General features: G+C 53.7%; 24 protein-coding genes and 1 pseudogene. 19 read left to right on the top strand and 6 right to left on the bottom strand.

Features of this window, described 5'->3' with window-relative positions; all coding sequences use genetic code 11:
* Window positions 1-6: 6 nt before the first annotated feature.
* Window positions 7-558 carry a DoxX family membrane protein gene (locus tag EL26_RS01525; protein WP_052035854.1) on the bottom strand — a complete coding sequence of 184 codons (552 nt, stop codon included), beginning with the start codon at window positions 556-558 and terminating at the stop codon, window positions 7-9.
* A gap of 406 nt (window positions 559-964) precedes the next feature.
* Here EL26_RS01525 and EL26_RS25980 point away from each other — a divergent pair, with 406 nt between their 5' ends.
* From EL26_RS25980 to rarD, 9 genes are all read left to right on the top strand, one after another.
* Window positions 965-1,759, top strand: coding sequence for a transporter substrate-binding domain-containing protein (locus EL26_RS25980; RefSeq protein ID WP_202962836.1), 795 nt, complete (start codon window positions 965-967; stop codon window positions 1,757-1,759).
* Window positions 1,760-1,777: 18 nt separating this feature from the next.
* Entirely contained in the window at window positions 1,778-2,437 is a 660-nt protein-coding gene (locus EL26_RS25975; protein ID WP_038083617.1) for an amino acid ABC transporter permease, read from the top strand.
* Window positions 2,430-3,152 (top strand): amino acid ABC transporter ATP-binding protein, encoded by a 723-nt coding sequence (locus EL26_RS01510; RefSeq protein ID WP_038083615.1) that lies wholly within the window; start codon window positions 2,430-2,432, stop codon window positions 3,150-3,152. Before EL26_RS25975 ends, EL26_RS01510 begins: the two co-directional genes overlap by 8 nt.
* Window positions 3,153-3,383: 231 nt before the next feature.
* Window positions 3,384-4,172, top strand: a complete 789-nt coding sequence (locus tag EL26_RS01505; protein ID WP_152559134.1) for a hypothetical protein — start codon at window positions 3,384-3,386, stop codon at window positions 4,170-4,172.
* Between the two features lie 71 nt (window positions 4,173-4,243).
* Entirely contained in the window at window positions 4,244-6,040 is a 1,797-nt protein-coding gene (locus EL26_RS01500; protein WP_038083611.1) for a hypothetical protein, read from the top strand.
* Between the two features lie 10 nt (window positions 6,041-6,050).
* Window positions 6,051-7,004 (top strand): S8 family serine peptidase, encoded by a 954-nt coding sequence (locus EL26_RS23275; protein ID WP_052035853.1) that lies wholly within the window; start codon window positions 6,051-6,053, stop codon window positions 7,002-7,004.
* 12 nt (window positions 7,005-7,016) lie between these two features.
* Window positions 7,017-7,556: a hypothetical protein gene (locus EL26_RS01490; protein WP_038083607.1), complete on the top strand. Its 540-nt coding sequence runs from the start codon at window positions 7,017-7,019 to the stop codon at window positions 7,554-7,556.
* Between the two features lie 183 nt (window positions 7,557-7,739).
* On the top strand, window positions 7,740-9,164 hold the full coding sequence (locus EL26_RS01485) for a DUF4832 domain-containing protein (protein ID WP_052035852.1): 1,425 nt from the start codon (window positions 7,740-7,742) through the stop codon (window positions 9,162-9,164).
* A 28-nt stretch (window positions 9,165-9,192) separates the two neighbouring features.
* Window positions 9,193-10,089, top strand: a complete 897-nt coding sequence (rarD, locus tag EL26_RS01480) for an EamA family transporter RarD (RefSeq protein WP_038083605.1) — start codon at window positions 9,193-9,195, stop codon at window positions 10,087-10,089.
* Between the two features lie 149 nt (window positions 10,090-10,238).
* Here rarD and EL26_RS01475 read toward each other — a convergent pair whose 3' ends face one another.
* Window positions 10,239-11,996, bottom strand: coding sequence for a methyl-accepting chemotaxis protein (locus EL26_RS01475; protein ID WP_038083602.1), 1,758 nt, complete (start codon window positions 11,994-11,996; stop codon window positions 10,239-10,241).
* A gap of 301 nt (window positions 11,997-12,297) precedes the next feature.
* On the opposite strand from EL26_RS01475, the gene EL26_RS23270 reads away from it, so the two are divergent.
* The gene (locus tag EL26_RS23270; RefSeq protein WP_052035851.1) at window positions 12,298-12,972 is read left to right on the top strand and encodes a hypothetical protein; all 675 of its coding nucleotides are present in this window, start codon (window positions 12,298-12,300) and stop codon (window positions 12,970-12,972) included.
* A gap of 50 nt (window positions 12,973-13,022) precedes the next feature.
* Here the strand turns inward: EL26_RS23270 and EL26_RS01465 are convergent, their stop codons facing one another.
* Complete coding sequence (locus EL26_RS01465; RefSeq protein WP_038083600.1) at window positions 13,023-14,252, bottom strand: MFS transporter; 1,230 nt, start codon at window positions 14,250-14,252, stop codon at window positions 13,023-13,025.
* Between the two features lie 123 nt (window positions 14,253-14,375).
* Between EL26_RS01465 and EL26_RS26380 the strand changes: the two genes are divergently transcribed.
* From EL26_RS26380 to EL26_RS23265, 3 genes are all read left to right on the top strand, one after another.
* Entirely contained in the window at window positions 14,376-15,155 is a 780-nt protein-coding gene (locus tag EL26_RS26380) for a M23 family metallopeptidase (RefSeq protein WP_038083598.1), read from the top strand.
* 498 nt (window positions 15,156-15,653) lie between these two features.
* Window positions 15,654-16,508, top strand: coding sequence for a pyrroline-5-carboxylate reductase (proC, locus tag EL26_RS01455; protein ID WP_052035850.1), 855 nt, complete (start codon window positions 15,654-15,656; stop codon window positions 16,506-16,508).
* A 72-nt stretch (window positions 16,509-16,580) separates the two neighbouring features.
* Entirely contained in the window at window positions 16,581-17,213 is a 633-nt protein-coding gene (locus EL26_RS23265) for a DUF4004 family protein (RefSeq protein WP_052035849.1), read from the top strand.
* 58 nt (window positions 17,214-17,271) lie between these two features.
* On the opposite strand, the gene EL26_RS01445 is transcribed toward EL26_RS23265, so the two are convergent.
* The 3 genes from EL26_RS01445 to EL26_RS01435 form a co-directional block, all read right to left on the bottom strand.
* Window positions 17,272-17,892, bottom strand: coding sequence for a Yip1 family protein (locus EL26_RS01445; RefSeq protein ID WP_038083596.1), 621 nt, complete (start codon window positions 17,890-17,892; stop codon window positions 17,272-17,274).
* A 241-nt stretch (window positions 17,893-18,133) separates the two neighbouring features.
* On the bottom strand, window positions 18,134-19,612 hold the full coding sequence (locus EL26_RS01440; protein WP_038083594.1) for an amidase: 1,479 nt from the start codon (window positions 19,610-19,612) through the stop codon (window positions 18,134-18,136).
* Window positions 19,613-19,733: 121 nt separating this feature from the next.
* Window positions 19,734-20,819, bottom strand: a complete 1,086-nt coding sequence (locus EL26_RS01435; protein WP_161780636.1) for a GGDEF domain-containing protein — start codon at window positions 20,817-20,819, stop codon at window positions 19,734-19,736.
* A 154-nt stretch (window positions 20,820-20,973) separates the two neighbouring features.
* Between EL26_RS01435 and EL26_RS26600 the strand changes: the two are divergent.
* From EL26_RS26600 to EL26_RS01410, 6 genes and pseudogenes are all read left to right on the top strand, one after another.
* Window positions 20,974-21,513, top strand: a pseudogene (locus EL26_RS26600) (protoglobin domain-containing protein); the annotation flags it as partial.
* Window positions 21,490-22,272, top strand: coding sequence for a methyl-accepting chemotaxis protein (locus EL26_RS26595; protein WP_420802046.1), 783 nt, complete (start codon window positions 21,490-21,492; stop codon window positions 22,270-22,272). The pseudogene EL26_RS26600 and the gene EL26_RS26595, both read left to right, overlap by 24 nt.
* 72 nt (window positions 22,273-22,344) lie before the next feature.
* The gene (locus EL26_RS01425) at window positions 22,345-22,824 is read left to right on the top strand and encodes a DUF6884 domain-containing protein (protein ID WP_038083592.1); all 480 of its coding nucleotides are present in this window, start codon (window positions 22,345-22,347) and stop codon (window positions 22,822-22,824) included.
* 126 nt (window positions 22,825-22,950) lie between these two features.
* Window positions 22,951-24,225, top strand: a complete 1,275-nt coding sequence (locus tag EL26_RS01420; RefSeq protein ID WP_052035846.1) for an ATP-binding protein — start codon at window positions 22,951-22,953, stop codon at window positions 24,223-24,225.
* Between the two features lie 114 nt (window positions 24,226-24,339).
* Entirely contained in the window at window positions 24,340-24,777 is a 438-nt protein-coding gene (locus EL26_RS01415) for a universal stress protein (RefSeq protein WP_038083590.1), read from the top strand.
* Window positions 24,778-24,896: 119 nt separating this feature from the next.
* On the top strand, window positions 24,897-26,330 hold the full coding sequence (locus EL26_RS01410; protein WP_038083589.1) for a GntP family permease: 1,434 nt from the start codon (window positions 24,897-24,899) through the stop codon (window positions 26,328-26,330).
* Window positions 26,331-26,430: the final 100 nt, after the last annotated feature.

Genomic DNA, 26,430 nt, shown 5'->3' with positions numbered 1-26,430 from the left:
TCCGCGTTATGCCTTCGCGCGACGCCCCGCACCTTTCAGAGCGTTCGGACTGCCCGTCGAACCCGAGCCTCCGCGCTTAAACAGCCCGCGCACCCACGGAATCACCCAGTAGTCGCCGCCGAACATCCCGGCGTTGTAGCCTGCCGCGAGGATGAACATGCCGAGGAAGATGTCCCACGGGTTCGACGAAACGGTGCCGGCCATCAGGTACAGGAAGTTCATCAGGACGCCGAAGAACATGGCAGCGGTGGTCAGGACGCCGAGGATCAAACCGAGACCCACCAGCAACTCGCCCCACGGAACCAGGAAGTTAAAAATCCCGACATGCGGCAGGGCGAAGTTTTTCAAGAAAGCGGTGAAGGTCGGGAAGATCTCCGTCTTATCCGGGCCGAGCACCGGATGGGCGATGGCGTTTTTCAAAAAACCCGAGGCGTCGAACGGTTTTTCGCCGAAGATTTTTTCCCAGCCGGCGTGCAGGAATTCGTAACCCACGTACAACCGAACGAGAGTCAGAAGCAGTGCGGCGTATCTATTGGATCGCAACCATTGCATGAACATGATGAGTTCCCCCCTACGGATTCTGTCTTGGGGAGCGCCGGTTCGTGATCGGCATCTCCTCTTGACACTTTCATTGTAATCCGCGGCTTCATGAAAGGAACTCGGAGGATTCCCTGATGTTTGACGGTGAAAATCCTGAGTTTTCTCTAAGGATGATATTCGACTGAAAGTTCTGCGTCTATCCTCCCCGCGGCAACGATCCAAACCGGAGAAATCACGACTTTCTCTGAGCATATCCCTGCTAAGTTCGCTAGCTGGAAGAATTTCAATCTTGCACGAGGTATTCAATAAGTTGTATAAATATCCGTGGTGATCACAACACTTCAACTACTCAACCGCAACTCTGGCTCCTGTTCGCAGGAACTGCATAGACGACTCAGAATTCGCACCAAGGGGGACACCACTGATGAAAACCAAATTCAAAGCACTCACCATCCTCTCCATGACCGCCGTTCTTGCGCTGACCGCCGTTGGCTGCGGCTCCGCTTCGGACAACTCCGCATCCGGCGACGCTTCCAAAACGTCCGGCAAGAAACTCGTCCTGATGACTTCTGCCGACTACCCGCCCTACGAATCGCACAAAACGGACGGCGGCACGGACGAAATCGTCGGCTTTGACATCGACATCGCCAAAGCGATTACGAAAGACCTCGGCTACGATCTCGAAGTCAAGGACGTCGACTTCAACGGTCTGCTCCCGGCGCTGCAAGCGAAGCAAGCGGACTTCGTGATGGCGGGCATGACCCCGAAGCCGGAGCGCCTGCAAAACGCCGACTTCTCCGACATCTATTATGAAGCGAAAGAAACGATCGTCTCGAAAAAAGGCTCCAACCTGAAAACTCCGGCCGACATCAAAGGCAAGAAAGTCGGCGTCCAACTCGGCTCCATCCAAGAAGGGGAAGCCAAGAAGATGGAAGGCTTGCAAATCGTCTCCCTGAACAAAATCGGCGACATCATCCAAGAGCTGAAAGCGGGCCGCATCGACGCGGCGATCATCGAAGACACCGTCGCCAAGGGCTACACCGCGGCAAACACCGACCTCGAATTCAACACGATCGAGCAAACGGAAGCGGCCGGTTCCGCCATCGCGTTCCCGAAAGGCTCGGCAATCACCGCCGACTTCAACAAAGAGCTCAAAAAGCTCAAAGACAGCGGCGAACTCGACACCCTGATCAAGAAATGGTTTGACACCAACAAATAAACGAGGTGACCGAAGGGCATGAATTTGGACTTTAGCAAGATCGTGCCCTCGATGCCCTTCATCTTGCAAGGGATCGGGGTCACGTTGGAATACATGTTGCTCTCTGCGCTGTTCGGTTTGATCTGGGGTGTCATCCTCTCCCTGTTCAAGATCTCGAACAACAAAATTCTCAACGGATTTGCCGTCTTCTACACCTCGATCTTTCGCGGCACGCCGCTGATCGTGATGCTGGCGCTGATCCACTTCGCCGTCCCGCAATTGACCGGCTACCGCATAGAACCGATCCAGTCCGGCGTCATCACGTTCGCGCTGAACGCGGCGGCGTACATCTCGGAGACGATTCGCGGCGGCATCATGTCGGTCGACAAAGGACAGCGCGAAGCCGCGCTCTCGCTTGGCGTTCCGTACCGCAAGATGATGTGGGACATCATCCTCCCGCAAGCGATCAAAAACATCCTCCCCGCGATGGTCAACGAAGGCATCGCGCTGCTCAAAGACACCGCGCTCGTCTCCACCATCGGCGCGCTCGACCTGTTGCGCCGCGGCAACTTGGTGGCGGCGGAGAAGTACATCTATTTCGAACCTCTGCTGTTCGTCGCGGTGATCTACTACGCGATGGTCATGATCTTGACCGGCGGGGCGAAACTGCTCGAAAGGAGATTGCGCCGCAGTGATTAACGTCCAGAACCTCTCCAAGTCGTTTGGCAAACTCGACGTCCTGCACAACATCTCCGTCGAGGTCAAGAAGGGCGAAGTCGTCGCGATCATCGGCCCGTCCGGGTCGGGGAAATCGACGCTGCTTCGCTGCCTGAACCTGCTCGAAGTCCCGACGCAGGGGCACGTCTTCATCAAGGGCGAAGAGATCACCGCGCCGAAAGCCGACACGATGAAAATTCGCCAAGAGATCGGCATGGTGTTCCAGCACTTCCACCTGTTCCCGAACATGACGGTGCTGGAGAACGTCGCCTACGCCCCGATCAACGTCAAAAAAATCCCCAAAGACCAAGCCCGTCAAAAAGCCCTTGACCTGCTCGCGCGCGTCGGGCTCGCCGACAAAGCGGACGTCTACCCGTCCCGGCTCTCCGGCGGTCAAAAGCAGCGCGTCGCTATTGCGCGCAGCCTCGCGATGGAGCCGGAGATCATGCTGTTTGACGAACCGACGTCGGCGCTCGACCCGGAAATGGTCAAAGAAGTGCTCGAAGTCATGAAGTCGCTGGCGCACACGGGTATCACGATGGCGATCGTCACGCACGAGATGGGATTTGCCCGCGAAGTGGCAGACCGCATCCTCTTCCTCGACGGCGGCCGCCTCGTGGAAGATGCGACGCCCGAGGAATTTTTTACCCAACCGAAAAGCGAGCGCGCCAAGACCTTTTTGGAAAAAATGCTCTAAAAAAACCAGCCGATTCCGCCAAGGGGTCGGCTGTTTTATTGTAAAAATACTCCCTAGTCAGTGATATTTATAATGTGTTATTGTTTGTCATGCAAAACTAAAAACGTCTTACTATTTGACTAATTTCGTCAAAAACCCATATGGACATCCAAAATTTTGCATGTTATATTTATCAGGTAAATAATTGAAATGCGGCCGCTTTCAATAAAAATCATCAATGAGGTGAACATTTTGAAGAAGTTCGTTTCATTCCTAGTAACGCTTGCTCTCGGGCTCAGCCTCACTACAGCTGCGTTTGCCAACGACAATGTAAAGAGCAAAGAAGTAGGAAAATATACGGAGTCTGACGTGAAGTTGAATCAAGACATCCAAAAAGACAAGGCGAAGAAGAACCTGGAAAAAGTTCAACAAAACAAATCCTTCCAAGTTCTCCAGCATGACGAAAACGGGAATTACACGTTTACCAATGCACCTTACTTGGACAAAAACTCGTATCTTGCCCAACTCGCAGGTATTACTGGACAAGGCTACACAAGAAGTGCTTATTATACGAAGGAAGCGACCTACTTTGATAATGGCACTGTTTCTTATGTGGCAGGAGTCTCAAAGTTGAAAGCACACCACAAAGACTCTGTTTGGTTCGGGAAAGGTGACTCTACGACGGATGACACTGTAACTTGGGACGGCAGTTCCGATTCGTTTTATTACGGTTCCAACCCTTACTATGCAGACAAAATTCAACAAACCGAAACCTTCTCTTGCAATTGTACAACCTTGGGAAGCGCAAGTTTTTCATGGCCGGGCAGCGGGAGTGCAACATTCACAAAGTCCAGTCAATCTGCCACGATCACTTGGGATCCGTTGACCACACCTAACACGTATTATAGTTTCTCTGCAAACTATGGCGGGCTGCGTGTTGACTGTTATTCGATCTCGAACGAACAACATGTCACCACTGCGAACTATCGTGTTGGCAATACTTCTTACTTGGCTCAAGCGTCCAGCCTTCAGAACTTTTAGAAACTAGAAGAACAGAAGGGAAAGTGAAACTCACTTTCCCTTCTGTTCTGTATAATCGAGAGGGTAATGAAATGAAAGTAAAATATGCTGTTATGTTGTCTGCTGTTCTTAGTATCTTGATGACAATTGAAAATGTATCCTTTGCGGGGCAGAATCGTGAAACAGATACGCGTATGAATTACAGTCAAGTTGACTCGCATTATTTGAATCCAAGTGAGATTCAAAAGTTGCTGCAGAAAAGCTATTATCATGGTTCTAAAATGGATATTTTCAGCAGTTCCAGTATCTTTCGGAATACTCCAGAACTGTATAGCGCCAGTTGGGCTTTGGATATTCTTGATAAGCTTGGGATCAAAGATCAAGCAGTCAAAAGATTTCAAGAAGATACATACCGAAAACTGGAATTCGACTCAAGGTTATCTGAAATTGAAAATGTGGGTTTGTTTTCTCACGTAAATAAAGAACTCCATCGGGAGACTCACAATGAAGATAACTATAAAAAAATAAACAGTCACTACGATGCGGATGAGGGCCTCTTTTTCGAAACCAGCAAAGATGAAGATATGAGAAACAAAATCTTTGCTACGTCGGTTGCGTTAGATGCCATGATTGATATGAATCAGACCAAGGAATTGGAGGAAATAAAAAAAGGTTTGCTTAAATTGTATGTCAATGATGAGTTTTTTACTTTTTCAAACAAGGAAGATAATATCGTAAACAATGGCGGTATCATAATTTCTATGTTGCAAAAACTTGGGTTTTCAGATGCCTCCTTGAAAAGAGAGTTTCCAAATGTAGATAGGCATGCTTGGTTCTCCTACTGGATATCTGAACTCTATAAAGGACTTGGAACTGATTGGGGCTCTGTCGACGTACTGAAGACAACTATCGAAATCAGTTCATTTTTTGACATGAAGGTTCCTGCAAATACTAATTATCTGAATCAATTGTTTCTAGGTTGGGATGGGATTGAAGGATTTGGTGTCGGTCCAGATGCCTATGCAATCCAACCGCCTTATGTTGATAAGGTTCTTGCAATTTGCCAGTACTTTCATTATGCGTTTCCATACAAGAAACAACTGATAAACTATTTGTACGACCAAATCGAATCAGAATTCACCAAAACAGACCAATATATTAAGTTTTCGGTTGAGGATAATTTTTATGGGATTGCGTTGGCGAATGCATATAAATTTGACTATGATCGCAAAAAGATGATCCAAACTCTTCAAGAAAATTACCGAGTATTAGTGGAAGAGAATAGCTCCATTACGGATTCTCAAAAATTGAGAGAAGTCTATTATCTCATTTTATCCTATCACGAAGAAAAAATGGTTTTGCCTGAAAGTAAGATTGTCGAGAAGGCTGTGGTTGAATATCTTTCCAACATGGATCAGGCAGGGACAGTAAAATCTGTAGAGGACCTTGTGCTGGGGGTTAAAATTATTCAGCTTCTAGGATTGTTGGTTCCCAGCGATATAAATAAACTGACCCATAAGGTTTTGGAGAAGGTTCAAGCAGACATGACCGTATTGGATAGCAAACAGGCACACTCCATATTAGAGCTGATTTCGATCTCCAACGAACAGGTGAAATTTAATGACATCAAAAATCGAACTCTTTCATTGCTCAATGGTTATTTCACAGATACGGAATTAGAAAAAGCAAGGATATCCCTAACATTCCGAAGAGCGTCCGCGCTGTCCAAGCAACGACCGCTTACCGAAGAGGAGCAGAGCAAGATAAGAGGTCTTATCGCTGGGGAGTCTACGAAAAAAACATTTAGTAATTCAGCTCCAACAAATGCGACAACGTTAAGAACACTCTACGAAGGAAGTTTATTGACAACCTTTTATACGGGAAGATGAGGAAACAGATATGAAAGTCTCAAAAGGATGTTTTCGGTTCCTGTTAGTAGCCATAACTTGCTTTCTTTCGGGTTGTAATTATTCAGACCTGAAAGGGGTGACCGCTGAAGGCCAACTTGTAAGAGACTATGTAGGTCTTTCAACGTCAAACTTTCAATCATTGACCGGGAATGGTGTTACCGTTGCAGTCATAGATTCAGGAATACAACCATCTGAGAATATAAGCCGTGCAAAAATAAAAGCGTTTCGAGATTTTGTGAACAACAAGAGCGAACCCTACGATGATAATGGACATGGCACATTCATTGCGAACATCATTGCGGGAAACAATCAAATGCACGGCTTATCTCCAGATGTAAATCTTATCTCTTTAAAAGTGCTGGATGAAGATCTACAAGCTGATAGTAGTAGTTTAAAAGAAGCACTTCAGTGGATTTATGAAAATCGCAAAGTGTATTCGATCAACATTGTGAATATATCCATAGGGATTCCTGATCATCAGAGTGATGATAAGACAGAGCTGGCAAGGTGGATCCATTTGTTGCGAACGGCTGGAATTCTAATTGTATGTTCTGCTGGAAATAATGGGCCAGATGAGAATACAATTATGGTTCCAGCTACGTTCGATGATGTCCTGACTGTTGGCAGTGTCTTAAGCAATGGAACTTTAACTCCTGATGATGACAGAATTACGAGTTTTTCCAGCAGAGGGTCAGGTGCAATCTCCAAACCAGACCTGGTGACACTAGGAGTTAATATTCGATCATTTGACAACAAGGAGAAGTTCGTGACAAAGTCAGGTACATCTTTTTCGGCAGCTATCGTAACCGGTGTTGTTGCCGACCTTATGGAGAAGTTTAAGGATAAAAATGCAGACTATGTTGAAGAGTACCTCAAGAATGCTACGTATCCGTTGAAGGTTCCTCGTAAGGAACAAGGGCAGGGAGAACTCAAGCTTAGATGAGGAGTTGTTGACATGAAACGTTTCCGATTTGTAATTTTTTCTGTTTTCTTGACAATCTGTTTAAGCGGGTGTTCGGCGGCAAAGGTCACCCAGCTAAACACGGGAATGCCTTCGCAAGCCCAACTCAACGCATATCTGGAACAAAATAATATTCGACCGTTAGATATTGCAACGCTGCAGAATAGTTACCTCGTGATTTACCAAACAGATTATGAGGTAGGCACGTATGGAATTTATTTGGATAGTAACGGGAAAATTAATAGCTGGCATACTTCTTCGCAATTTACTCCAGGTCATGCTGCACCCGTTCACGTGTCTTATTCTGCTGGAGATAAAGCCTATGCAATTGTCATTATTAATGATGAAAAAGTAAGGAATGCAGCCAAGAAAATCGTTGTCCAGTTTTCGAATGGTCAAACGGAAACTGCGGCAAAGGCAGATAAGATAGGATATATCATCCAAGCAGTAACTCCTGACAAAGATACAAAGTTTAAGAGTGTTTCGGTAGTGGACGCAAATGGCGCGAATCTGTATGAAATGACGGATCAGTAATCGAAATTACTCTTCATACTCTAAGTTTCATCATGTACTCCTACACGTTGCCGATCCTTGCAACGGTCTACACCTTTTTGGAAAAAATGCTCTAAAAAAACCAGCCGATTCCGCCAAGGGGTCGGCTGTTTCGTTATGCGAAAAATCGGGGGCGTGGTACTATGGGAGTGAGGGGGTTTTTTCATGATTCGCAAAACGATTTTGCTGACGGCCGCTCTCTTGCTGACCGTCGATTTGACCGGCACCACTCCGATTTCGGGGATGGAGCAACCGATGGTGGTGCACGTGCACAAACAAGAGACCCAAGCCGTCTTGAACAACCCCTTCATGGGTCTTGCGCCCGGCGCCGATCACGACGGCCCTTACGTGCAACCGCACCGCTTGGTGTACGGTGTGGTTACGTGGAAGGAACTGGAGCCTGTGAAGGGTCAGTTCAATTTCGCAGGCGTGGAGAAACGCTTGCACTTTGACGAGTGGAACGCACGCGGTGCCAAAGTGATCTTGCGCGTCGTCCTCGATTACAGTTCCGACACCAAGCACATCGACATTCCGGAGTGGCTCTACCAAGAAATGCACGGTGACGGCGCGTACTACGACGCCGATCTCGGCAAGGGGTTCTCTCCCAATTACAGCAACCCGATTTTGATCCAAGAACACGCACAACTGATGAAAAAACTCGGCGAGCGCTACGACCACGACCCCCGCATCGCGTTTCTCGCGCTGGGGAGCCTCGGGCATTGGGGCGAGTGGCACACGTTGCAAACCGACACGCAATACATCCCGTTTCCGAAAACAGAAATATCCGATCTCTACGTCCATCAATACCTCGACGCGTTTCCCGATAAAAAACTCTTGATGCGCCGCCCGTATCCGATCGTCGGCGAGTACGGCATCGGGCTGTACAACGACATGTTCGGAAATGCGCGCAGCACGTACGATTTCAAGGACTGGTATGAGAACGGCTACCGTTCTTCCTTGGCGGAAGCGGACATCCCCGCGGTGCCGGAGTTCTGGAAAGAAGGCCCCAGCGGAGGCGAGTTCGGCGATGCCGACACGGTGAAGGGGCTGGTGAAGTCTGACAAGATCGAGAGTGTTTTGCAGCAGGCGCGCGACACGCACGTCTCGTGGATGGGCGCGTCCATACTGGCGGACGAGAAATTCCCGCCGGCGGAGCAAGCCAACCTCGACCGCTTCTTGAACACGATGGGGTATCGCTTCACGATCCCCAACGCCTCCTTCTCGGAGCAAGTACGCCAGGGCGGGTTGCTTTCCGTCGCGCTGACGATCGCGAACCGCGGCGTTGCGCCTTTTTATTACAAATGGCCGTTGGAGCTCTCGTTGGTGGACACCGCAGGACATGTGGCAGCCGCGACGATCACCGGGCAAGACATCACGCGCTGGCTGCCGGGGGAGAACGACGTGCAGGAATTTCTGCCGGTGCCGGAAACTCTCGAACCCGGCACGTACACGCTCTGCGTCGCGATTCTCGACCCGGATACGAAAAAACCGGGCATCGACTTCGCGATGGACGGACGCCGGGCGGACGGCCGCTATGAACTGGGGCAAGTGGTCGTGACGAAACGACCGCCGCTGCGCTTGCTGTTTTAGGAAATACAGATAGGAGATGGGGAGAAACATGAGAATCGGCTACATCTGCGCAGCACTGTCCTACATCATCTGGGGCCTGCTGCCCATCTACTGGAAAACGTTCACCGAAGTCGGCGCGTGGGAGATTCTGTCCCACCGCATCATCTGGTCTGTCGTCTTCGTCCTCCTCCTCGTCACCGTCATGAAGAAATGGAAGCAGCTCCGAGAGAGCTTTCCCACTTGGAAGAGCCGTCTCTCGATCACGATCAGCGCTCTGTTGATCTCCGTCAACTGGGTGATCTACATCTGGGCGGTCAACAACAACCACATGGTGGAAGCGAGTCTCGGCTACTACATCAACCCGCTGGTCAACGTGTTCCTCGGTGTGTTCTTCCTCAGCGAACGGCTTTCGAAGTGGCAATGGGGATCGATCGGCTTGGCGTTGATCGGCGTCTTGATCATGGCGGTCACGTACGGGAAATTCCCGTGGGTGGCGCTCACGTTGGCGCTGTCGTTTGGCTTGTACGGCCTCTCCAAGAAAAAACTGCAACTGGACACCGTCGCCGGTCTGACGATGGAAACCCTGATCGTGCTTCCGTTCGCTTTGATCTATCTGCTCGGGTTTGAGCACGGCGGGACGGCGTTTGGCATCTTGCCGGGCTGGAAGATCGCGATTCTCTTGCTGGCAGGCGTGGCGACGGCGATGCCGCTGCTGCTGTTTGCGGAAGGGGCGAAGCGGCTGCCGCTGTCGGTGATGGGGTTTTTCCAATACATCTCGCCGACGTTGACGTTGATTCTGGGCTTGGCGCTGTACCACGAAGCGTTCACGACCGCCGACTTGATTTCGTTTGCGTTCATCTGGAGCGCGCTCGTGCTCTACACGGTGCAAATCACCCGCAAAAACAAACTTTCCAAACCCGCTTCCGTTTCCGCGGTCGGGAAATAGCCTGGTTTCTGTGACCGCATTGCTCGCGGTTTCGTACAGGTGGAACAAGCCGCGCTCGAAGTAAAAACAGAACCGTCCCGTGTAAAAAAAGACCGCTGCGCCCGTTGGAGGGCAGCGGTCTTTTTTCATGCTGTTTATTGCAGCTGTTTTTACAGCTTGTAGTGCTTGATCATGGCTTCGAGAGCTTCGGCCATCTGCGAGAGGGCGTTGGCGGACGAGGTGATCTCTTCCATCGAGGCGAGTTGTTCTTCGCTGGTGGCGGAGACCGTCTGCGTACCGGCCGCCGCTTGTTCTGTCACGTATTTGATCGTATCGACCGTTTCGCAAACGTGGTCGGCTCCCGTCGACATCTGTTGGACGGCGGAGGAGACGTCTTGAATCTGCATCGCCACTTCGTCGATCGCCGCTTGAATCTGGCGGAAGGAGCCGCCTGCCGCCGACACGGCTTGGATGCCCTCCGCCACGTGCGCGGAACTCGATTGCACGGCATCGACGGTGTTGAGGATTTCCGATTGCACGGTGGAGATCGTTTCACCGATTTGGCTTGCCAACGTCGAGGACTGTTCCGCCAACTTGCGAACTTCATCGGCGACGACGGCAAATCCGCGCCCCTGTTCACCGGCGCGCGCCGCTTCGATGGCGGCGTTGAGCGCGAGGAGGTTGGTCTGTGCCGCGATGCCGGCGATCGCTTTGACGATGCCGCCGATGTTGCGCGCATGTTCCGCAAAGCCGTTCATGCGGTGCGTGAGGCGGTTGACATCTTCGCCGAGGACTTCCATATGATCGACGGCGTTGCGGATGACGGCGGTGCCTTCTTGCGCCGTGTCGGACGCATGCATGGCGGTCTGCGAAACGGTCTGAGCGCTGGCGGAGATTTGCTGAATGCCGGACGCAAGCTCTTTGATCGTCTGGTCGGTGTCGGTGATGGTGTGCACTTGCTTGTCTGTGCCTTCTGCCAACTGCTGCATCGTCATCGCCGTCTGCTCGGAGGCGTGCGACGTCTGTTGAGCGCTGGCGGTCAGCTCTTCCGAGGAAGCGGCGATCTGTTCGGCGCTTTGTCCGACTTCGGTGACGAGATGTTTGAGCGTGGCGACCATCGTGTTGAAGTCTTCCGCCAAGCGTCCGCGCTCATCTCGGTTTTTGACAACGACAGGCTCCATCGAGAGATCGCCGTTGGCGACAGCGGTCGCTTGGCGGGCGATGCGGACGAGGGGAAGCGTGATCCCGCGTGCAAACAGCAGCACGAGAACGGTGCCCAGAACAAGTGAAACGCCCAAGGTGATGAGGAGGAGGTGGAGAATTTCTTGTGCGCCGCTGTTGAAGTCTTGGAGGTAGGAGCCTGCGCAAACGACCCAACCCCATTCGGGATCAAGTTCGGAGTAGGTAATTTTTTCCGCGTTTTGATCAGGGTTGTTGGGGAGCGGCCATGTGTAGGCGGTGAAGCCGCCGCCGGACTTGGCCGTGGCGATCATTTCTTGCTGGACATACCGGCCGTCTGCGGTTTGGGTATTCCAGAGGTTTTTGCCTTCGTTGTTCGGATGCGCGACGGCGTTTCCGGACTGGTCGTAGATGAAGAGGTAGCCGTACTCGCCGATGTCAAATTTTTGGTTGATCGGGCGTTTGCCGTTGGCATCCTTGGGGCCGAGGATGCTCTGTTTGACCATTTCTTGCGCTTCGGGCAAGGCGAGATGACCGTTTTTCACTTCTTGGTTCAGATCATGGATAAGTTCGATTGTGAAATGAACGTCATTTTTCAGTTGCTTTTCTCCGGCGGCATCAAGTTGGTTTTTGGCAAAATCGTATCCCAGCACCCCGATGATCAAGCTGGGGACGGCGAGCAACAGCAGACAGACCGCAATGAGTTTGGCTTTCAACGAAGACGATTTCCCTTGGCGTTTCCGTTCCATTCGTGGGAACCCCTTTCTCTAAACTACGCAAAAAATTCAGACAGCGGCAAGTGAAACAGAATGTAAGAGATCACCTCGATCAACTTCAATAATTATAAAGGACTCTGTGAAAAATATACTACTTTTTATGATATTTGTCGACATTCGGAAATTATAGGAGCGAACGAATTGGGTGTACATACGATTCAGTTGCGGATTCCCAATGGGTAGAGGAGAATAGGATTTACAGATGCCACATTCATAAATTGTGTATGCAAAATGACAGTGTGGGATCGAGTCCCTTCAGAAGTGAGTTCATCCTATGAGCAGGCAGGAATTTTGGGATGCGTTTTGCCGTGAGCATCGGGTGATCGAGCATGGGGTTCCGTTGTTTGAAACCGATGATTACCTGCGCGTGCAAACCGCTGCACACGGCCATGACCAACGGCTTTTGTTGAAGAGAAGTCAACAGATGGAATCTCTTTTGATCGGGGAAGCTGAGAAAGTGAGGCGAGATTTCAAAGAAAGAACGGGGAAGTATGACGGCTTGATCTACATGATGTTTTGGCGGCGAGACGACAGAGTTCTCCCGTTGTATATCGGAAAAGCTGAAAAGTTCGGGAGATCCGGCAATCTCTCCGCCAATATCCAAACTTCCAAAAGTTTTTTTTGCAGGTGGGGCGATCGTGACGCGTACCATATCGGCAACTTGAGCGCCGCAACGTGTCCCGGTCATGCGAGAGACCCTGAAGCCAATTACGTGAAATGGGCACGGACTTTATTCGTGTCAACGCCCTCTGCGGCACCGCTTTTGAAAGAACAAACATACTTTTGGACCACCGCTTGGTCCCCCGAATCGATAGGGATCTGGAAAGAGTTTGGGGCTACGAACCTCACGTTTCTCGAATATCTCCTCATAGGCGTCGGCAGCTCGATTTTTCCCGATTTGATTCTCAACACGGAAGGAACCAACCGACGACCGCAGATGAGTTCATAAAAAAGGAGACCGCCGCACGGCACGGCAGTCTCCTTTTTTCCTCCCATCCCTTACGCAGGCAAATCCCTCCCCGCCTTCCTCCCGCGCACCGTTCGCGCATACCGCACAATCGCCCCGAGCGTGGTCACGATCACGATGCCGTGCAGCACCCAGACCATCTGCGTGAGTCCCACAACGTCCACCAGCCAAGGGGCGACGAGAAATCCGAGGCCGAAGCCGAACTGACCGAGGAACGTGGAAACGCCGATCACCCGCCCGCGAATCGAGTTCTCCACGCTTTGCACGATCATCCCGTTGGCGGTCACAGAACCGGCATCAAAGATCCCGGTCAGAAACGCAAACGCCAACACGGGCGGTAGCGAGTGGGAACTGAGTGTCGAGATAAACCCGGCTGACATCAACACCGTACAACCAAGGTAAAACGGCACCAACCGCTCCTGCAGTTTCGGAATCCGCGGCATGATCGTCGTCATCAACACATTGCCGACACCCCAAATGCCCCAGATCGAGCCGTACACAAACGCTTGGTGATCCGGGTCGAGAAACGCCGCCAACAGCGGAAATCCCAAGTTATGCGACGCCGAACCGAACGTGTCGATCAAGCTGACCAGCATCACAATCAGCAAGATCGAATTCCCCCGCAAATACCCCCACGCTTCCACGAAGTTTCTCCCAAACGACTCCCGCTTGACCTCCGCTTCTGCACGAACTCCGCCCGTGGAACTTTGCGAACTTTGCGCGCTCTGCTCCCACTTCATCCCCGTCAACACAACCGCCGAAATCACAAACGACAGGGCATCCAACACCAAGACCCATCGATACCCGAGAAGCACCGCAAACGTCCCGCCGCAGAGAAACCCGAGCACCATCGAAATCGAGCGGTACCGCGCAATCCGCGAATTGACCGCCACCAAACGCTGTTCGCCGAACATGCGCGGGATCTCGCTTTGAAACCCGACTTGAAACGACGAGTTCAACAGCCCGTTCACAAACCGCACCGCCAAAATCACGAGGGGCGTCGGCCACACCAAAATCAACAGCAGCGTCACCGCCCGCAGCACATCGCTCCAGATCATCAGCGACCGCCGGTTGTACCGATCCGCCAAAACCCCTGACAGCAGCGCCGAGGCCGTTCCGCCCGCCACGCCCATCAACAGCAAACCGGACAACCAATACGGCGAGTTCGTCAGCTGCAAAATCAACGAACTGAGCACGATCGTATCCATCATGCTCCCGAAGTCGGAAAACGCTTTCACATACAAATACAAGGTCTTTTTCATACTTCATCTCCTTCGCGGGATAAAGATTTTGAGAATTTCATAAAAATTATTCAAAATATACATTTTTTCATATATAATAAAAACCCAGCTCTGATAAATAACAGATAGAGGAGGCCAAAACGCATGAAAAACTGGAAGAAGTATCTGCTTCCGCTTTTCGCCATCGCGCTCATGTTCGTCAGCATGTTCCCGTCGGCAGCATCTGCGGCACCGGCATTCCAGATGCCGTTCCCCTGTGGACAAGTCTGGGAAGGTCAAACCCGCACCGACCACTCTCCGGCAAACGCAGTCGACCTCAACCGCGCCGACGATCTCGGCGATACGGTTGTTGCATCGGCAGCCGGCACGGTTTCGGTCGTAAAAGACTTGGGCAGCACCAGCTACGGCAAGTACATCGTCATCGATCACGGCAACGGCTGGACCACGTACTACGCGCACTTGAACACGCAAACCGTCTCGGTCGGCCAATCGGTCAAACAGGGTCAAAAAATCGGTACTGTCGGCTCCACCGGCGGTTCGACCGGCCCGCACCTGCATTTTGAAGAGCGTTCCAACGGCGTTACGCAGAAAATCGTCTGGAACGGCGCTGAAATTCTCTACTGGGGCACCAAAAACTACACTTCGAAAAACTCCTGCACCTCCAGCGGCGTTGCCGGCACCGTCAACACCGCGGGCGCCGACCTGAACGTTCGTTCCGGTCCGAGCACGACCTACAGCATTGTCGGCTCTGTAGCTGACAACCAAAAAGTCACCATCTACTGCCAAGAAAAAGGCCAGTCCGTCACCGGTACGTACGGCACCACCACGCTGTGGGATAAAATTTCCTCCACCAGCAACCAGTACATTTCGGACGCCTACGTCTATACAGGATCAGACGGACAAGTCGCTCCGACCTGTCCCTAACGATCCCGCTTGAAGAAAAAGACCTCGGCCCTGCGGCGAAGGTCTTTTTTCAAGAGTTCTACTGTAAAAATTTCTAAATCCTCCCAATTCCCCAGTTTGTCCCATCATACACCCGAATCTTCCGAAAAACAATTCCTTGACAACCGCCTCGTCTCGGTGGCAAACTATTGCAAAACACATTCCATCGCAATGACGGAGTGAGTACGTCTAGGAATCCGTAGCAGAGAGTGGACGCCAGCGGCTGAGAGCTTCCACCGGATGAACAGACCGAACCCGCCTCCGGAGCGGCCTGTGAAAAGCAGGACGGGTGCCGACCGTTACATCGGTTTTGTGTAAGAGTGGGGGAGTCTGCCGGTGCACAGGCAGACGACTCAATGAAGGTGGTACCGCGAGAGAGACATACAGACCCTCTCGTCCTTCAAGTTCGACGGAACTTGGAGGGCGAGGGGGTTTTTTTCGTTCCCATACCCAAAAAAGAGAGACGGAGGAGTGGAGATCATGACAGAGCGGCATCTGAAAGACTGCAACATCCTCCTCATAGGAGCAGGTTCGATCGCCAAAGCGATGATCCGCGGGTTGACGGCGGGTCGGGCGGTGGAACGGGAGAGAATTACGGTGACCAACCGCAGCCGCCGCGAGCAATTGCTTGCGCTGCGTGAAATGTACGGCGTGCGAACGGTCGACGACATCTGGGCGCAGACCGATGCGATTCAAGCGGCAGACATCGTCGTGCTGGCGGTCAAACCGCACGATTTACTGGCGGTGGCGGGGCGGTTGCGTCCTTTTTTGAAAAAAGGCGCTGTGCTGCTCTCGCTGGCGGCGGGCATCGGAACCGACGCGATCGAAAAACAAGTCGGCGCGCGTGTCGCCGTCGTCCGGGCGATGCCGAACACCGCCTGCGCCGTGCTGGAATCGGCGACGGCGGTCTGCTTCGGCCGCACGTGCAACGCAGAAGCGATGGACTTGGCGTGCGATGTGTTGGCGCAACTCGGCGAAGTCAGCATCGTGGATGAACACGAGATGGACGCCGTGACCGGCGTGTCCGGCAGCGGACCGGCGTATTTTTACTACATGGTGGAAGCCTTGCAGCAGGCGGCAGAAGCGCAAGGGCTGTCGGCGGAAACGGCGAGGCGCTTGATTTTGCAAACGCTGTTCGGCGCGGGCAAGATGATGCAGGAAACGGGGCTTGAGGCAAGCGAACTGCGCCGCCAAGTCACGTCGCCCAATGGCACGACGATGGCGGGCTTGCAGGTGTTGGAGCAAGCGGGGTTCTCGCAGGTCATGCACAGCGTCGTCGACGCCGCCACCCGCCGCAGCCGCGAGATGGGTTTGGAACTGCAATCTGCAGAATGAGTTGACATCTGGCGCCGCTCACTTTACCATCAAACTTGTAACAATGTTACATGAGGAAGTGAGTGGATCGAGATGAGCGAGTCCAATCCTTGGATTTCCAAGAAGGAACTGCTGACCCTCACCGGGATCTCATACGGGCAATTGTACAGATGGAAACGACAGAACTTAATCCCGGAGTCGTGGTTTCAGAAGCAATCGGCGAGCACGGGCCAAGAGACTTTTTTTGAACGGGAGCGCATTTTAGAGCGCATCCGGCTGATCTTGGAGTTGAAAGATCAGTACTCGCTGGAGGAGTTGGCGGGCATCCTCTCGCCGGACGTCACGGCAAGGACGTACCGGTCCCGCGAAGCCAAGCATCTGTGGGAATCGGGCCGGCTGTTGGTGCGGCGCTACCGGCGCATCGTGGAGAAGCGGGAGTTTTCCTACTTTGAATTGTTGCTGCTCGATGCGGTCGCGCGGATTCCCCAAGTCGAGGAGGAGTTCCTCGACGAACTGCTGCACAGCATCGCCGTTTGGCGGGAACGGGCGAAGGGCACGAGTTATCGCTTGCTGATCCTGCGCAAATTCGGGCGCAAGTTCGCTTGTTTGGTGGAGCAAGGCACGGGGTTTTGGCCGGACGCGCTCACCGAAGTGCTGGTCGAGTTGAACCTCGAAGAACTCTCCCAAGACCTCAGCCTGCGCCTCAACAACCTCGGCACGTCGTAGAAAAAAAGCCCTCACCCCCGGGTGTACCGGATGCGGCGAGGGCTTTTTTCGTGTTTGTTTACGTAATAACGACGATCAATATGCCGAACAACAACACCGTGCCCGCGACCAAAAGCATGGAGTAGACGGTGGTTGCAAACGCTTTGCCCGTGGAAAACGAGTGCGCTTGCGCCAGACATTTAAAAAACACCACGAGGCTCCAGATCCCAACGATGACGTCCAAGATTGAAACAATCAAAGACAGGATCACGGGAATCAGGGTACCTGGTCCGTACAACGGTTCCGGGTCTTTGGCGAAAACCTGGTTGCCGTATAAGCCGAGTTCCACAAAGATCAGCGGCAACGACCAGACCATTGGAATCGACGACCACGCCCAAGCGCGGCGGACGTCTTCTTGCGATCCGGTTCCGCCGTTCCAACGGCCAACCATCGTCAAAAGCCAGCCTGCCAAATAGAGCAATACATACCCGCCGATCGCGCCGCCAACCAAGATCGGAAGCCATGTCCAAGCCCCGAACGATTCGCCGACGCCGCGAGTTGAGGCTTTGTTGTACGCATCGCTGATTCCGGTGAGCATTGCCAGCAAAGCCACCATGCCGGGTTGCGGTTTTCCGGCTAACAATTCGGCCATCGTGGCGCGCGGTTGCGTCCACATGGTGAACCAAGGAGATCGGTTCATAAGAGCACCTGCCTTAAGAAGATTGAAGAGTTCGAAGTAAGTATAACATGGAAATTAATACAAATCATTCACAAAATTTGAAGGAGGTGGAAATGCGCGCTAAATGGTTCGGAATTCGTCGGTTGAAGTAAAGTCGCGTGACCGCAGGCTCGCTGAATGGGCGGCAAAAAAGCTCCGACACAAAATGGTGTGCCGGAGCTTTTTTTTGTAAAAGCACAGAGACGCGGTGCCGATGCTTTTTTTAGTAGACGTGCAGTGCGCCTTCCACTTGCGGGCGGCGCTGGTTGTGCGCTTGCGAGCGCTCGAAGGCGCGGGCGGCGCGATAGAGAACTTGCTCGCCGAGGCGCGGCGCGATCAGCTGCAGACCGACCGGCAGGCCGGCATCGTCGAAGCCGACCGGAACGGTCGCCGCGGGATGGCCGGTTTGGTTGATCATCGGAGTCAGCGCCCAGCCGAGGAACGGGTCGATCGCAACGCCTGCAATCGAAGTCGGGCCGTTGATCGCCAGCGGGCCGCTCGCCGGAAGATCGTGCGGGAACGCCGTGCAAGCGGTGGTCGGAGTGACCAGCAGGTCGTACTTCTCGTGAACGGCGTTCAGGCGGTTGTAGATCATCTCGCGCGCATAGGACGCAAGGGTCAATTCCACGCCGCCGAGGTTGTTGCCGAGTTCAATCATGCGCACGACGACCGGGTCGAGTTGGTCGAGCACTTCCTTCGGAGCGCCCGCGAAAATCGCCGCGATCATCGCGTACCACAGTTTCGCCCACTCTTCGTCGATGTTCTTCAGCGGATCGACCAGTTCGAGATCGACTTCTTCAACGACGGCACCGAGGTCGCGGTACACTTGCAACGCCGCTTCCACCGACGCGCGGACTTGCGGGTCGATCGGCTTGTAGCCGAGGTTCGGCGAATAAGCGATGCGCAGACCTTGCACGCCGTTTTCCAGCGTCAAGCGCACGTCTTCGTGCGGGTGGGTTTCAAACGAGATCGGGTCTTTCGCAGAGTAGCCGAGCATCGCTTGGTACATGTGCGCCGAGTCTTCCACGGAACGGGTCAGCGTGCCAAAGCGCAGGAACGGCGAAGTGCCGGCAAACGGGTTCAAGATGTCGGACGGCAATCGGCCCGACGTCGGGATGAAGCCGTAAATGCCGCAGAACGCCGCCGGGATGCGCACCGAACCGCCGCCGTCTCCGCCCTCGGCAAGCGGAACCAGACCGGCCGCCACCGCAGACGCCGCGCCGCCGGACGACCCGCCGGACGTGCGGGAGAGGTTCCACGGGTTCTTGGTGGTCGGGAACAGCAAGTTGTCGCTCGTGCCCTTATGTCCGAATTCCGGGGTGTTGGTTTTGCCGACGATGATCGTGCCCGCCGCTTTCAAGCGCTTGACGATGATCGCGTCGTCAGCCTTAACGTTGTCGGCAAACAGTTTCGAGCCCATCGTCGTGCGAATGCCCGCCGTCGGGGTGAGGTCTTTGATCGCAATCGGCACGCCGTGCAAAGCGCCGATCGGCCGACCGCGCATCACCGCTTCTTCCGCGGCGCGGGCTCCTTCCAATGCCTGCTCCGGCACGAGGGTGACAAACGCGTTGAGCTGCGGGTTGAGCTCTTCAATCCGCGCCAACGTCGCGGTCATGATCTCGACCGGAGACACTTGGCGGGTCCGGATCAAGTGCGCCATTTCAGTTGCACTCATCCAAGCAAATTCATTGTGTTTAGACATGAATGATCACACTCCTCATCTTGTTTTAATTTATTATAATCATAATTTCCAGAAGTTTCTAGGTCGTTTGGGCAGAAAAAAACCCCCTGAGCACAGGAGGGTTTTTCGCAGGTGTGAATTTCTACAGATTTGGCGTTTCTTGCCGGACGCCGACGACTTTGTTTTTGCCGGTGCGCTTGGCGGTGTAGAGGCGCGTGTCGGCCATCTTGAACAGCTCTTCCTTGCGCATGCCGGGTTCGCGGTCGGTGAAGCCGATGGAGACGGTGACAGAGCGGCCGTCCAATTCTTCATGCACCACTTCCGAGATGCGGCGGCGAATTTCATCGAGCGTGCGATGCCCTTGCTCAGCGGTGCTGTCCGTCAAGATCAGCGCAAATTCCTCGCCGCCGTAGCGGGCGACAAAGTCGTTGGGCGTCACCACTTCGCGAATCATCAACGCGATGCGCTTGAGCACCAGATCGCCGACCCAATGCCCGTAGGTGTCGTTGATGCTCTTAAAATTGTCGATGTCGAGCAGCGCCACTTGCATCGTCAGTTGATCCGCTTCGAGTTTCAACAGGCTGTCCAAGTATTCGTGGAACGTTTTGTGGTTGTAGAGTCCGGTCAGAGCGTCGGTCTTGGTCATCGTATCGTACATGATGTTATCGACGAGCAAGTCGCGCTCGGACTCCATCGCTTTTTTCAACTGGTTGAGAATCTGTTCGCCGCGCAAAATCACGCAAAGCCCCAGCAGATAGGCACCGAACAACGCCGCAACCATCGCGATCAGCTCATACGCCGACATGCTGGCGTGAACAGCCGGGTTCACTTGCAACAAAAACAGGGCCAAGATGCCAAGCAGGGCGGAGAAGAGGGTCAGACGACGTTCGAAGTAGATCAGCGACATCAGCGTGGAGAGCGCCAACAGCGCGTACATACCGTGCAAGTTCGGGTTGAACCAGACGATCGTCGCCGCCAGCACGGTGGCTGTCAGGAGAAACCAAACTTCCATCCGCTCTTGGCGCTTGCGAAATCCAAATTCGAGCGCCGCCACTTCGACTGCCATCAAGCCCAATGGGATCAGCAACTGGTGCAGGAGATAGTAGTCCAGCCACCACGCAAATTGCACAATGGTTACCACCAGTCCCGCAAGCCCCGCCAAAAAATACAACAACACGACCATCCAGTAGCCGTTTAGAAGTTTGCGGTTCCAAGCGGGTTGGTTCATCGGATCACCCTCGTAAAACATGTAATACTCCTACTATATCATAAAGGCAGGTTGACAGAGCCGGGGAAATCAATTCAACTTTTTTTTCCTGTTTAGGTGTATTGCCAAGCCTCTTAGAACACAGGTATGATGAAGGGTGAGGGGGAGTCTCGAAATGGGTTTTTTTAAAAAAGTAACTCAACACACCTTGTTGCAAGAACTGGAAAGCTTGTTGCCGGAAGTCCGTATTGCGGTGGAGCCCGGCTCCGATCTGGAAAAACAACTGCAGATGATTTCGATGACGCCTCTGGACTTGGCGGCCATTCGGTTCTTGCAGCCTTATGTGACAGAGAATCTCGGTGCAATCGTCGAACAGTTTTATAAAAATCTAGAGCAAGAAGCGTCGCTGATGCAGATCATCAACGACCACAGCACGGTGCAACGCCTGCAAGGTACGCTGCGCCGTCATATCAGTGAAATGTTCGCCGGCGTGATCGACCGTAAGTTTATTGAACAGCGCAAGATCATCGCGCACGTTCACGTCCGCGTCGGCCTCCAGCCGAAATGGTACATGTGTGCCTTCCAAGACTTGCTTTTGTCTATGGCGGGCGTGCTTTTTGAACATACGACCACCAAGGAAGACTACAGCCGCTTGTTGCTGGCGGTCACCAAGATGCTCAACTTGGAGCAGATGCTGGTGCTGGAAGCCTACGAAGCGGAACTGGAGCGCCAACGCCTCGAAGAAGAAGTGAAGAAATCGGAACTGCGCCGCAAAGTCCGCGAGACTTCGGAAGAACTGGCGGCGATCACCGAACAGACCTCTTCGGCGCTTCAAGAAGTCACCGCGCAAACCGGCGAGATCGTCCGCTCCGCTCAACAGGGAGCCGCGACGGCGGCCCGGACGGAGCAAGGCTCGCAAGCGGGCAAGACGCAATTGAGTGTCCAACGCCAGGCGATGCGTACGATGGAAGCGCGCATGCGCAAAGTCGAGAGCGAGATGCACACGCTGCGGAGCGCTTCTGATAGAATCCAAGAGATCGTGGAAATCGTCTCCGGCATTGCCGACCAGACGAACCTGCTGGCGCTCAACGCCGCCATTGAAGCGGCGCGCGCCGGGGAACAGGGCCGGGGATTTGCCATCGTCGCCGACGAAGTTCGTAAACTTTCCGAGCAGACCAAGGAATCGGTATCCGGCGTCAACGACTTGATCGCCGCAACCAAGCAGGGCATCTTGCACATCGCCGACTCCCTTGGCTCCGTCAAGGAACTTGTGGAAGAAAGCGTGCGGGAGATCGACGTGCTGTCGGATTCGTTTGACGAGATCTTCTCGTCGATGGAGGAGTTAAAAGCCCAAACCAACGCGATTGACTCCGACTTGCTGAGTTTTGCCAACGTGATCGAAGAGATCAACATGGCGGTCGCCGCCGTCGCGTCTTCGGCCGACCAACTCTCGGAGATTGCGGTTTCTATTTAATTTTTGAGATGGGATGGACGAACGGACTGCGGCGGCGTGGTCCGTTTTTGATCATTTGAAAGGAAGAGATCGATGAAGCGGGTGTGCATCACGCCTTGCGGGGCGAAAAAGATCTGGGACAAAGATCCGGAGGCGGGAGCGACGCGGGCGCAAGACGTGTACATCGGGGCGTTTGCCAAAGCGAGTCAGAGGTATGCCGAGGCTTTTTTTGACCGCTGGATCGTTTTGTCGGCGAAGCACGGAGTGTTGTTTCCCGACGATCGGTTGACGGAGAATTACGACGTGTCGTTCACCTCCGATCCAAGCTCCGTGATAACGGTTGCGCGCTTGCGGGAACAATGGCTGGCGCGCGGGCTGGGGGATGCGGAGGAAGTCGTGGTGCTCGGTGGAAAAAAGTACGCCGTTGCCGTGGAGAAGCTGTTTGCCGGATGGGAGATTTCGCCGCGGATTTCCTTGCCTTTGCAAGGCGCCAAGGGCATCGGTTATATGCTGCAACGGTTGAATCAAGCGGTCAGGCAACAATGCGAACTCCAACAGTTAGGGAATCGTTAGGAAAGTTTAGGAATAAATATTAAAATTTTCATGACAACTCATGGCCTTCCTGTCATAATGAGCTACGTATGTGCGAGACGATGTGCGGCGTAAATTTGTGCTTGCTTACCTATTGGGGGAATTGCGTTGTCCAAGGATTTGCTATTGAATTTGTTGCTGATCCTCACGCCGATTTTTGCGTATCATGTGCTGTTGATGGATCGAATCGCCTCCAAAAGCCCCCGTCTGGACCCCTGGTTGTTCGGGCTTGTGTACGGCGTGGCGAGCGATCTGTGCATGCTGTTTCCAATTGCGTTCGGCGAAGATTTTTTGTGGGATTTGCGATGGGTGCCGTATTTGATTGCGGTGCTGTACGGGGGATGGCGCAGCGGTGTATCGGCCACGGTGTTGCTGCTCGGGTATCGCCTGTACGTGGGCGGGGGCATTGCGTTCTATGCGGTCGTGGCGTGCGCGGTGGTGGTGTTCGCTTGCGCGATGTGGTTTCGCAAGCGTTACGTCACGTACAGCATGTCGCAGAAAGTGATCGGCAGCATCGGCTTGTCGATTGTGACGTTCCTGATCATGATGGCGTCGATTTGGTACGTGTTTGACGCACGGGACAGCGTGGAGTATCTGATCCGCCGCGGATATTTGTTCTACTGGATGTATGCGGGTCTGTACGTGTTTGCGATGACGTTCTCGGTGTTGTTGATCGAGAGCCTTATGGAGAACTTCCGGATGCGCGAAGAAATTCGCAAATCGGAGAAACTGAACATCATTTCCGATCTGGCGGCGAGCATCGCGCATGAAGTGCGCAACCCGTTGACCGTCGTGCGCGGATTCATTCAACTGTCGCAATCCTCGATGGATGAAGTGAACAAAGGGTATATGCGAACGGCGATCGCCGAACTGGATCGTGCTGAATTTATTATTTCGGACTATTTAAATTTTGCAAAGCCGGAATTCGAGCACCTGGAGCATGTCGACGTCGGCCATGAAATCCAGCAGATCGTTTCCTTTATGACTTCGTTTGCCACGATGCAGGCGGTGGAGTTGCGGTTTGATGCGCAAGAGTCGCTGTTCGTGTTTGCGGACAAAGTCAAACTTAAGCAAGTGATCATCAACCTCGTCAAAAACTCCGTCGAAGCGATTCGCCACGGAGGGTATGTCGAGGTGCGCGCGTTGCGTGACAGAGACCGTGTCCGCATCCACGTGATCGACGACGGCGAAGGGATGACCCCGGCGCAGACGGAGCGCCTCGGCAAACCGTTTTACTCCACCAAGGAAAAAGGAACCGGTCTCGGTCTCATGGTCACGTTCCGCATCGTCGAAGCGATGCAAGGCACGCTGACCTTTCACTCCGAGAAAGGCAGAGGAACGAAAGCGACGATCTCCATCCCCTATTCACAGCAAAGGAAATAAGGGGAGTCATCTCTAAAAATTGGGGGAATCCCCCGATCTTCAGATCCCCGTTTCGAGGTGTACAATGAAATCAGATCCACACATCTGGTTCATGAGAGAACGGGGGAGAAACTTATGTTTCGCAAAATCTTGGTTGCTCTAGACGGTTCTGAAGCCTCTCGCAAAGCGACGGAGTGGGCGCTGAACGCCTACGCGGAATCGCCGAAAGCGGAATTCACGCTGATGTACGCGCATCCGGTTCCTGTGCGCATGGTTGCTTATGAACCGTACGGCGCCGGGTTTGGTTATGTGACGTCCCCGCAAGACGCCGAAGTACCGCTGGAGAATCCGGCTTCCGCAAGCTACGCGCTGTTCCCCGACAAGGAACGCGTCTCTCAAATCGCCGTCATCGGGCATGCCGCCGAGGTGATCTTGGAAGAAGCGGGCAAGGGCGGCTACGACCTGATCGTGCTCGGCTCGGAAGGACACGGCGTCGTCGAATCCGTTCTGTTGGGCAGTGTCTCTTCAAAAGTGTTGCATCATGCCAAGTGCTCGGTTTTGATCGTTCGATAAAAAACCGCCGATGTCCGTGAAGGGCATCGGTGGTTTTCTTTTTTCAAGAGCGCGCGCAATTGTGCAACTGTTCTGTAACTTCTACTTGGTATGTTGAGGGCAGAAAGGGGGACTCCTGCGTGTTTTTAGACATCTTGGCTATTTTGGTCTCATTGGGGCTTTTGATGTTCGTGGCGTACCGCGGATATCCGGTCATCATCTTCGCCCCGATTTTTGCGCTGTTGGCGGCAGGGCTTTCCGGCCTCGCGCTGATGCCGAGCTACAGCGAATCATTTATGACGCAAGCTGCGAACTATGTAAAATCTTACTTCCCGATCTTCTTGCTGGGTGCCATCTTCGGTAAAGTCATGGAAATGAACGGAGCGGCGTCCTCGATTGCGCACAACGTCGTCAAGGCGATCGGCTCCAAGCGGGCGATCCTCGCGGTCGTGCTCGCGTGCGGCATCCTCACCTACGGCGGCGTCTCGCTGTTCGTCGTGGCGTTTGCCGTGTATCCGTTTGCAGCCGCGCTGTTCCGGGAAGCGGACATCCCGAAACGCTTGTTGCCGGGCACGATCGCCTTGGGGGCGTTCACGTTTACGATGGACGCGTTGCCGGGCACTCCGCAGATTCAAAACATCATCCCGACCGCCGTGTTCGGCACCGATGCGTACGCCGCCCCGGTCGTGGGCATCGTCGGCGGTTTGATGGTCTTCACCTTCGGCATGCTCTGGCTGGAACGCCGTCGCCGCCAAGCGAAGGCGTTGGGCGAAGGATACGGCACCGGACACCGCAACGAACCGGAACTGGTGCAGGCGCAACTCGAAGCGGCTGCAACAGGTGAAGGCAAGGGCGCGGCTGCGGAGCAACCGAAATACCTGAACATCTGGGTGGCGGTGCTGCCGCTGATCGTCGTGCTCGTCCTGAACTACGTGTTCTCCCGCACCGGCTGGGGTGTCGACAAATGGTACGATGCCGGCATGCTCAAGCAGACGTTTAAGATCGACAACGTCAAGAACATCGTCTCTTCGTGGGCGCTGATCGGCGCGTTGACGACCGGTATCGTGGTCGCGTTGCTCATCAACGCGCGCGAAGTCAAAGGCAAGTTGGCGGGCGGCTTGACGGCTGCTGCGGCAGGCGCGTTGCTGGCGATCTTCAACACCGCATCGGAAGTCGGCTTTGGCAACGTCATCAAAACACTGCCCGGCTTCAGCGGCATCCGCGACTCGATTCTCGGCGCGAGCTCGCACCCGCTGATCTCGGAAGCCCTCGCCGTCAACGTGTTGGCGGGCATCACCGGCTCCGCGTCCGGCGGTCTCTCCATCGCGCTCGATGTCATGGGCAAGCAATACCTCGCCCTCGCCAACGCGACCGGCCTCTCACCGGAACTGTTGCACCGCATCGCCTCGATGGCGTCCGGCGGTATGGACACTCTGCCGCATAACGGCGCGGTCATCACGTTGCTGGCGATCACCGGCTTGACGCACCGCCAGTCGTACAAGGACATTTTTGCCGTCACCGTGGTGAAAACGCTTACCGTTTTCCTGCTGGCGGGCGTGCTGTCGATTTTCTAAGTGCATCTTCAGACAAGCAAGACCGGTTCCCATGCGCGGGAATCGGTCTTTTTTTCTTGTAGAGCACTAGGACGAATTCTTGGGCGCATATAGAGCGGGG

The organism is Tumebacillus flagellatus, assembly GCF_000714935.1.
Classification (GTDB): Bacteria; Bacillota; Bacilli; order Tumebacillales; family Tumebacillaceae; genus Tumebacillus; species Tumebacillus flagellatus.
The sequence above is the reverse complement of the archived record's forward strand: the minus strand, read 5'-3'. Positions and strand labels throughout refer to the sequence as shown.

Bases quoted from the DNA above. Each gene is read 5' to 3' on its own strand.
- EL26_RS23275 (WP_052035853.1), top strand. From the start codon at position 6,051: ATGAAAGTCTCAAAAGGATGTTTTCGGTTCCTGTTAGTAGCCATAACT.
- EL26_RS01445 (WP_038083596.1), bottom strand. From the start codon at position 17,892: ATGAACCGATCTCCTTGGTTCACCATGTGGACGCAACCGCGCGCCACG.
- EL26_RS01415 (WP_038083590.1), top strand. From the start codon at position 24,340: ATGTTTCGCAAAATCTTGGTTGCTCTAGACGGTTCTGAAGCCTCTCGC.
- EL26_RS23265 (WP_052035849.1), top strand. From the start codon at position 16,581: ATGAGCGAGTCCAATCCTTGGATTTCCAAGAAGGAACTGCTGACCCTC.
- EL26_RS01435 (WP_161780636.1), bottom strand. From the start codon at position 20,819: ATGAACCAACCCGCTTGGAACCGCAAACTTCTAAACGGCTACTGGATG.
- EL26_RS01490 (WP_038083607.1), top strand. From the start codon at position 7,017: ATGAAACGTTTCCGATTTGTAATTTTTTCTGTTTTCTTGACAATCTGT.
- EL26_RS01465 (WP_038083600.1), bottom strand. From the start codon at position 14,252: ATGAAAAAGACCTTGTATTTGTATGTGAAAGCGTTTTCCGACTTCGGG.
- EL26_RS01475 (WP_038083602.1), bottom strand. From the start codon at position 11,996: ATGGAACGGAAACGCCAAGGGAAATCGTCTTCGTTGAAAGCCAAACTC.
- EL26_RS26380 (WP_038083598.1), top strand. From the start codon at position 14,376: ATGAAAAACTGGAAGAAGTATCTGCTTCCGCTTTTCGCCATCGCGCTC.
- EL26_RS23270 (WP_052035851.1), top strand. From the start codon at position 12,298: ATGAGCAGGCAGGAATTTTGGGATGCGTTTTGCCGTGAGCATCGGGTG.
- EL26_RS25980 (WP_202962836.1), top strand. From the start codon at position 965: ATGAAAACCAAATTCAAAGCACTCACCATCCTCTCCATGACCGCCGTT.
- EL26_RS26595 (WP_420802046.1), top strand. From the start codon at position 21,490: ATGCTGGTGCTGGAAGCCTACGAAGCGGAACTGGAGCGCCAACGCCTC.
- EL26_RS01485 (WP_052035852.1), top strand. From the start codon at position 7,740: ATGATTCGCAAAACGATTTTGCTGACGGCCGCTCTCTTGCTGACCGTC.
- rarD (WP_038083605.1), top strand. From the start codon at position 9,193: ATGAGAATCGGCTACATCTGCGCAGCACTGTCCTACATCATCTGGGGC.
- EL26_RS01440 (WP_038083594.1), bottom strand. From the start codon at position 19,612: ATGTCTAAACACAATGAATTTGCTTGGATGAGTGCAACTGAAATGGCG.
- EL26_RS01500 (WP_038083611.1), top strand. From the start codon at position 4,244: ATGAAAGTAAAATATGCTGTTATGTTGTCTGCTGTTCTTAGTATCTTG.
- EL26_RS25975 (WP_038083617.1), top strand. From the start codon at position 1,778: ATGAATTTGGACTTTAGCAAGATCGTGCCCTCGATGCCCTTCATCTTG.
- EL26_RS01525 (WP_052035854.1), bottom strand. From the start codon at position 558: ATGTTCATGCAATGGTTGCGATCCAATAGATACGCCGCACTGCTTCTG.
- proC (WP_052035850.1), top strand. From the start codon at position 15,654: ATGACAGAGCGGCATCTGAAAGACTGCAACATCCTCCTCATAGGAGCA.
- EL26_RS01425 (WP_038083592.1), top strand. From the start codon at position 22,345: ATGAAGCGGGTGTGCATCACGCCTTGCGGGGCGAAAAAGATCTGGGAC.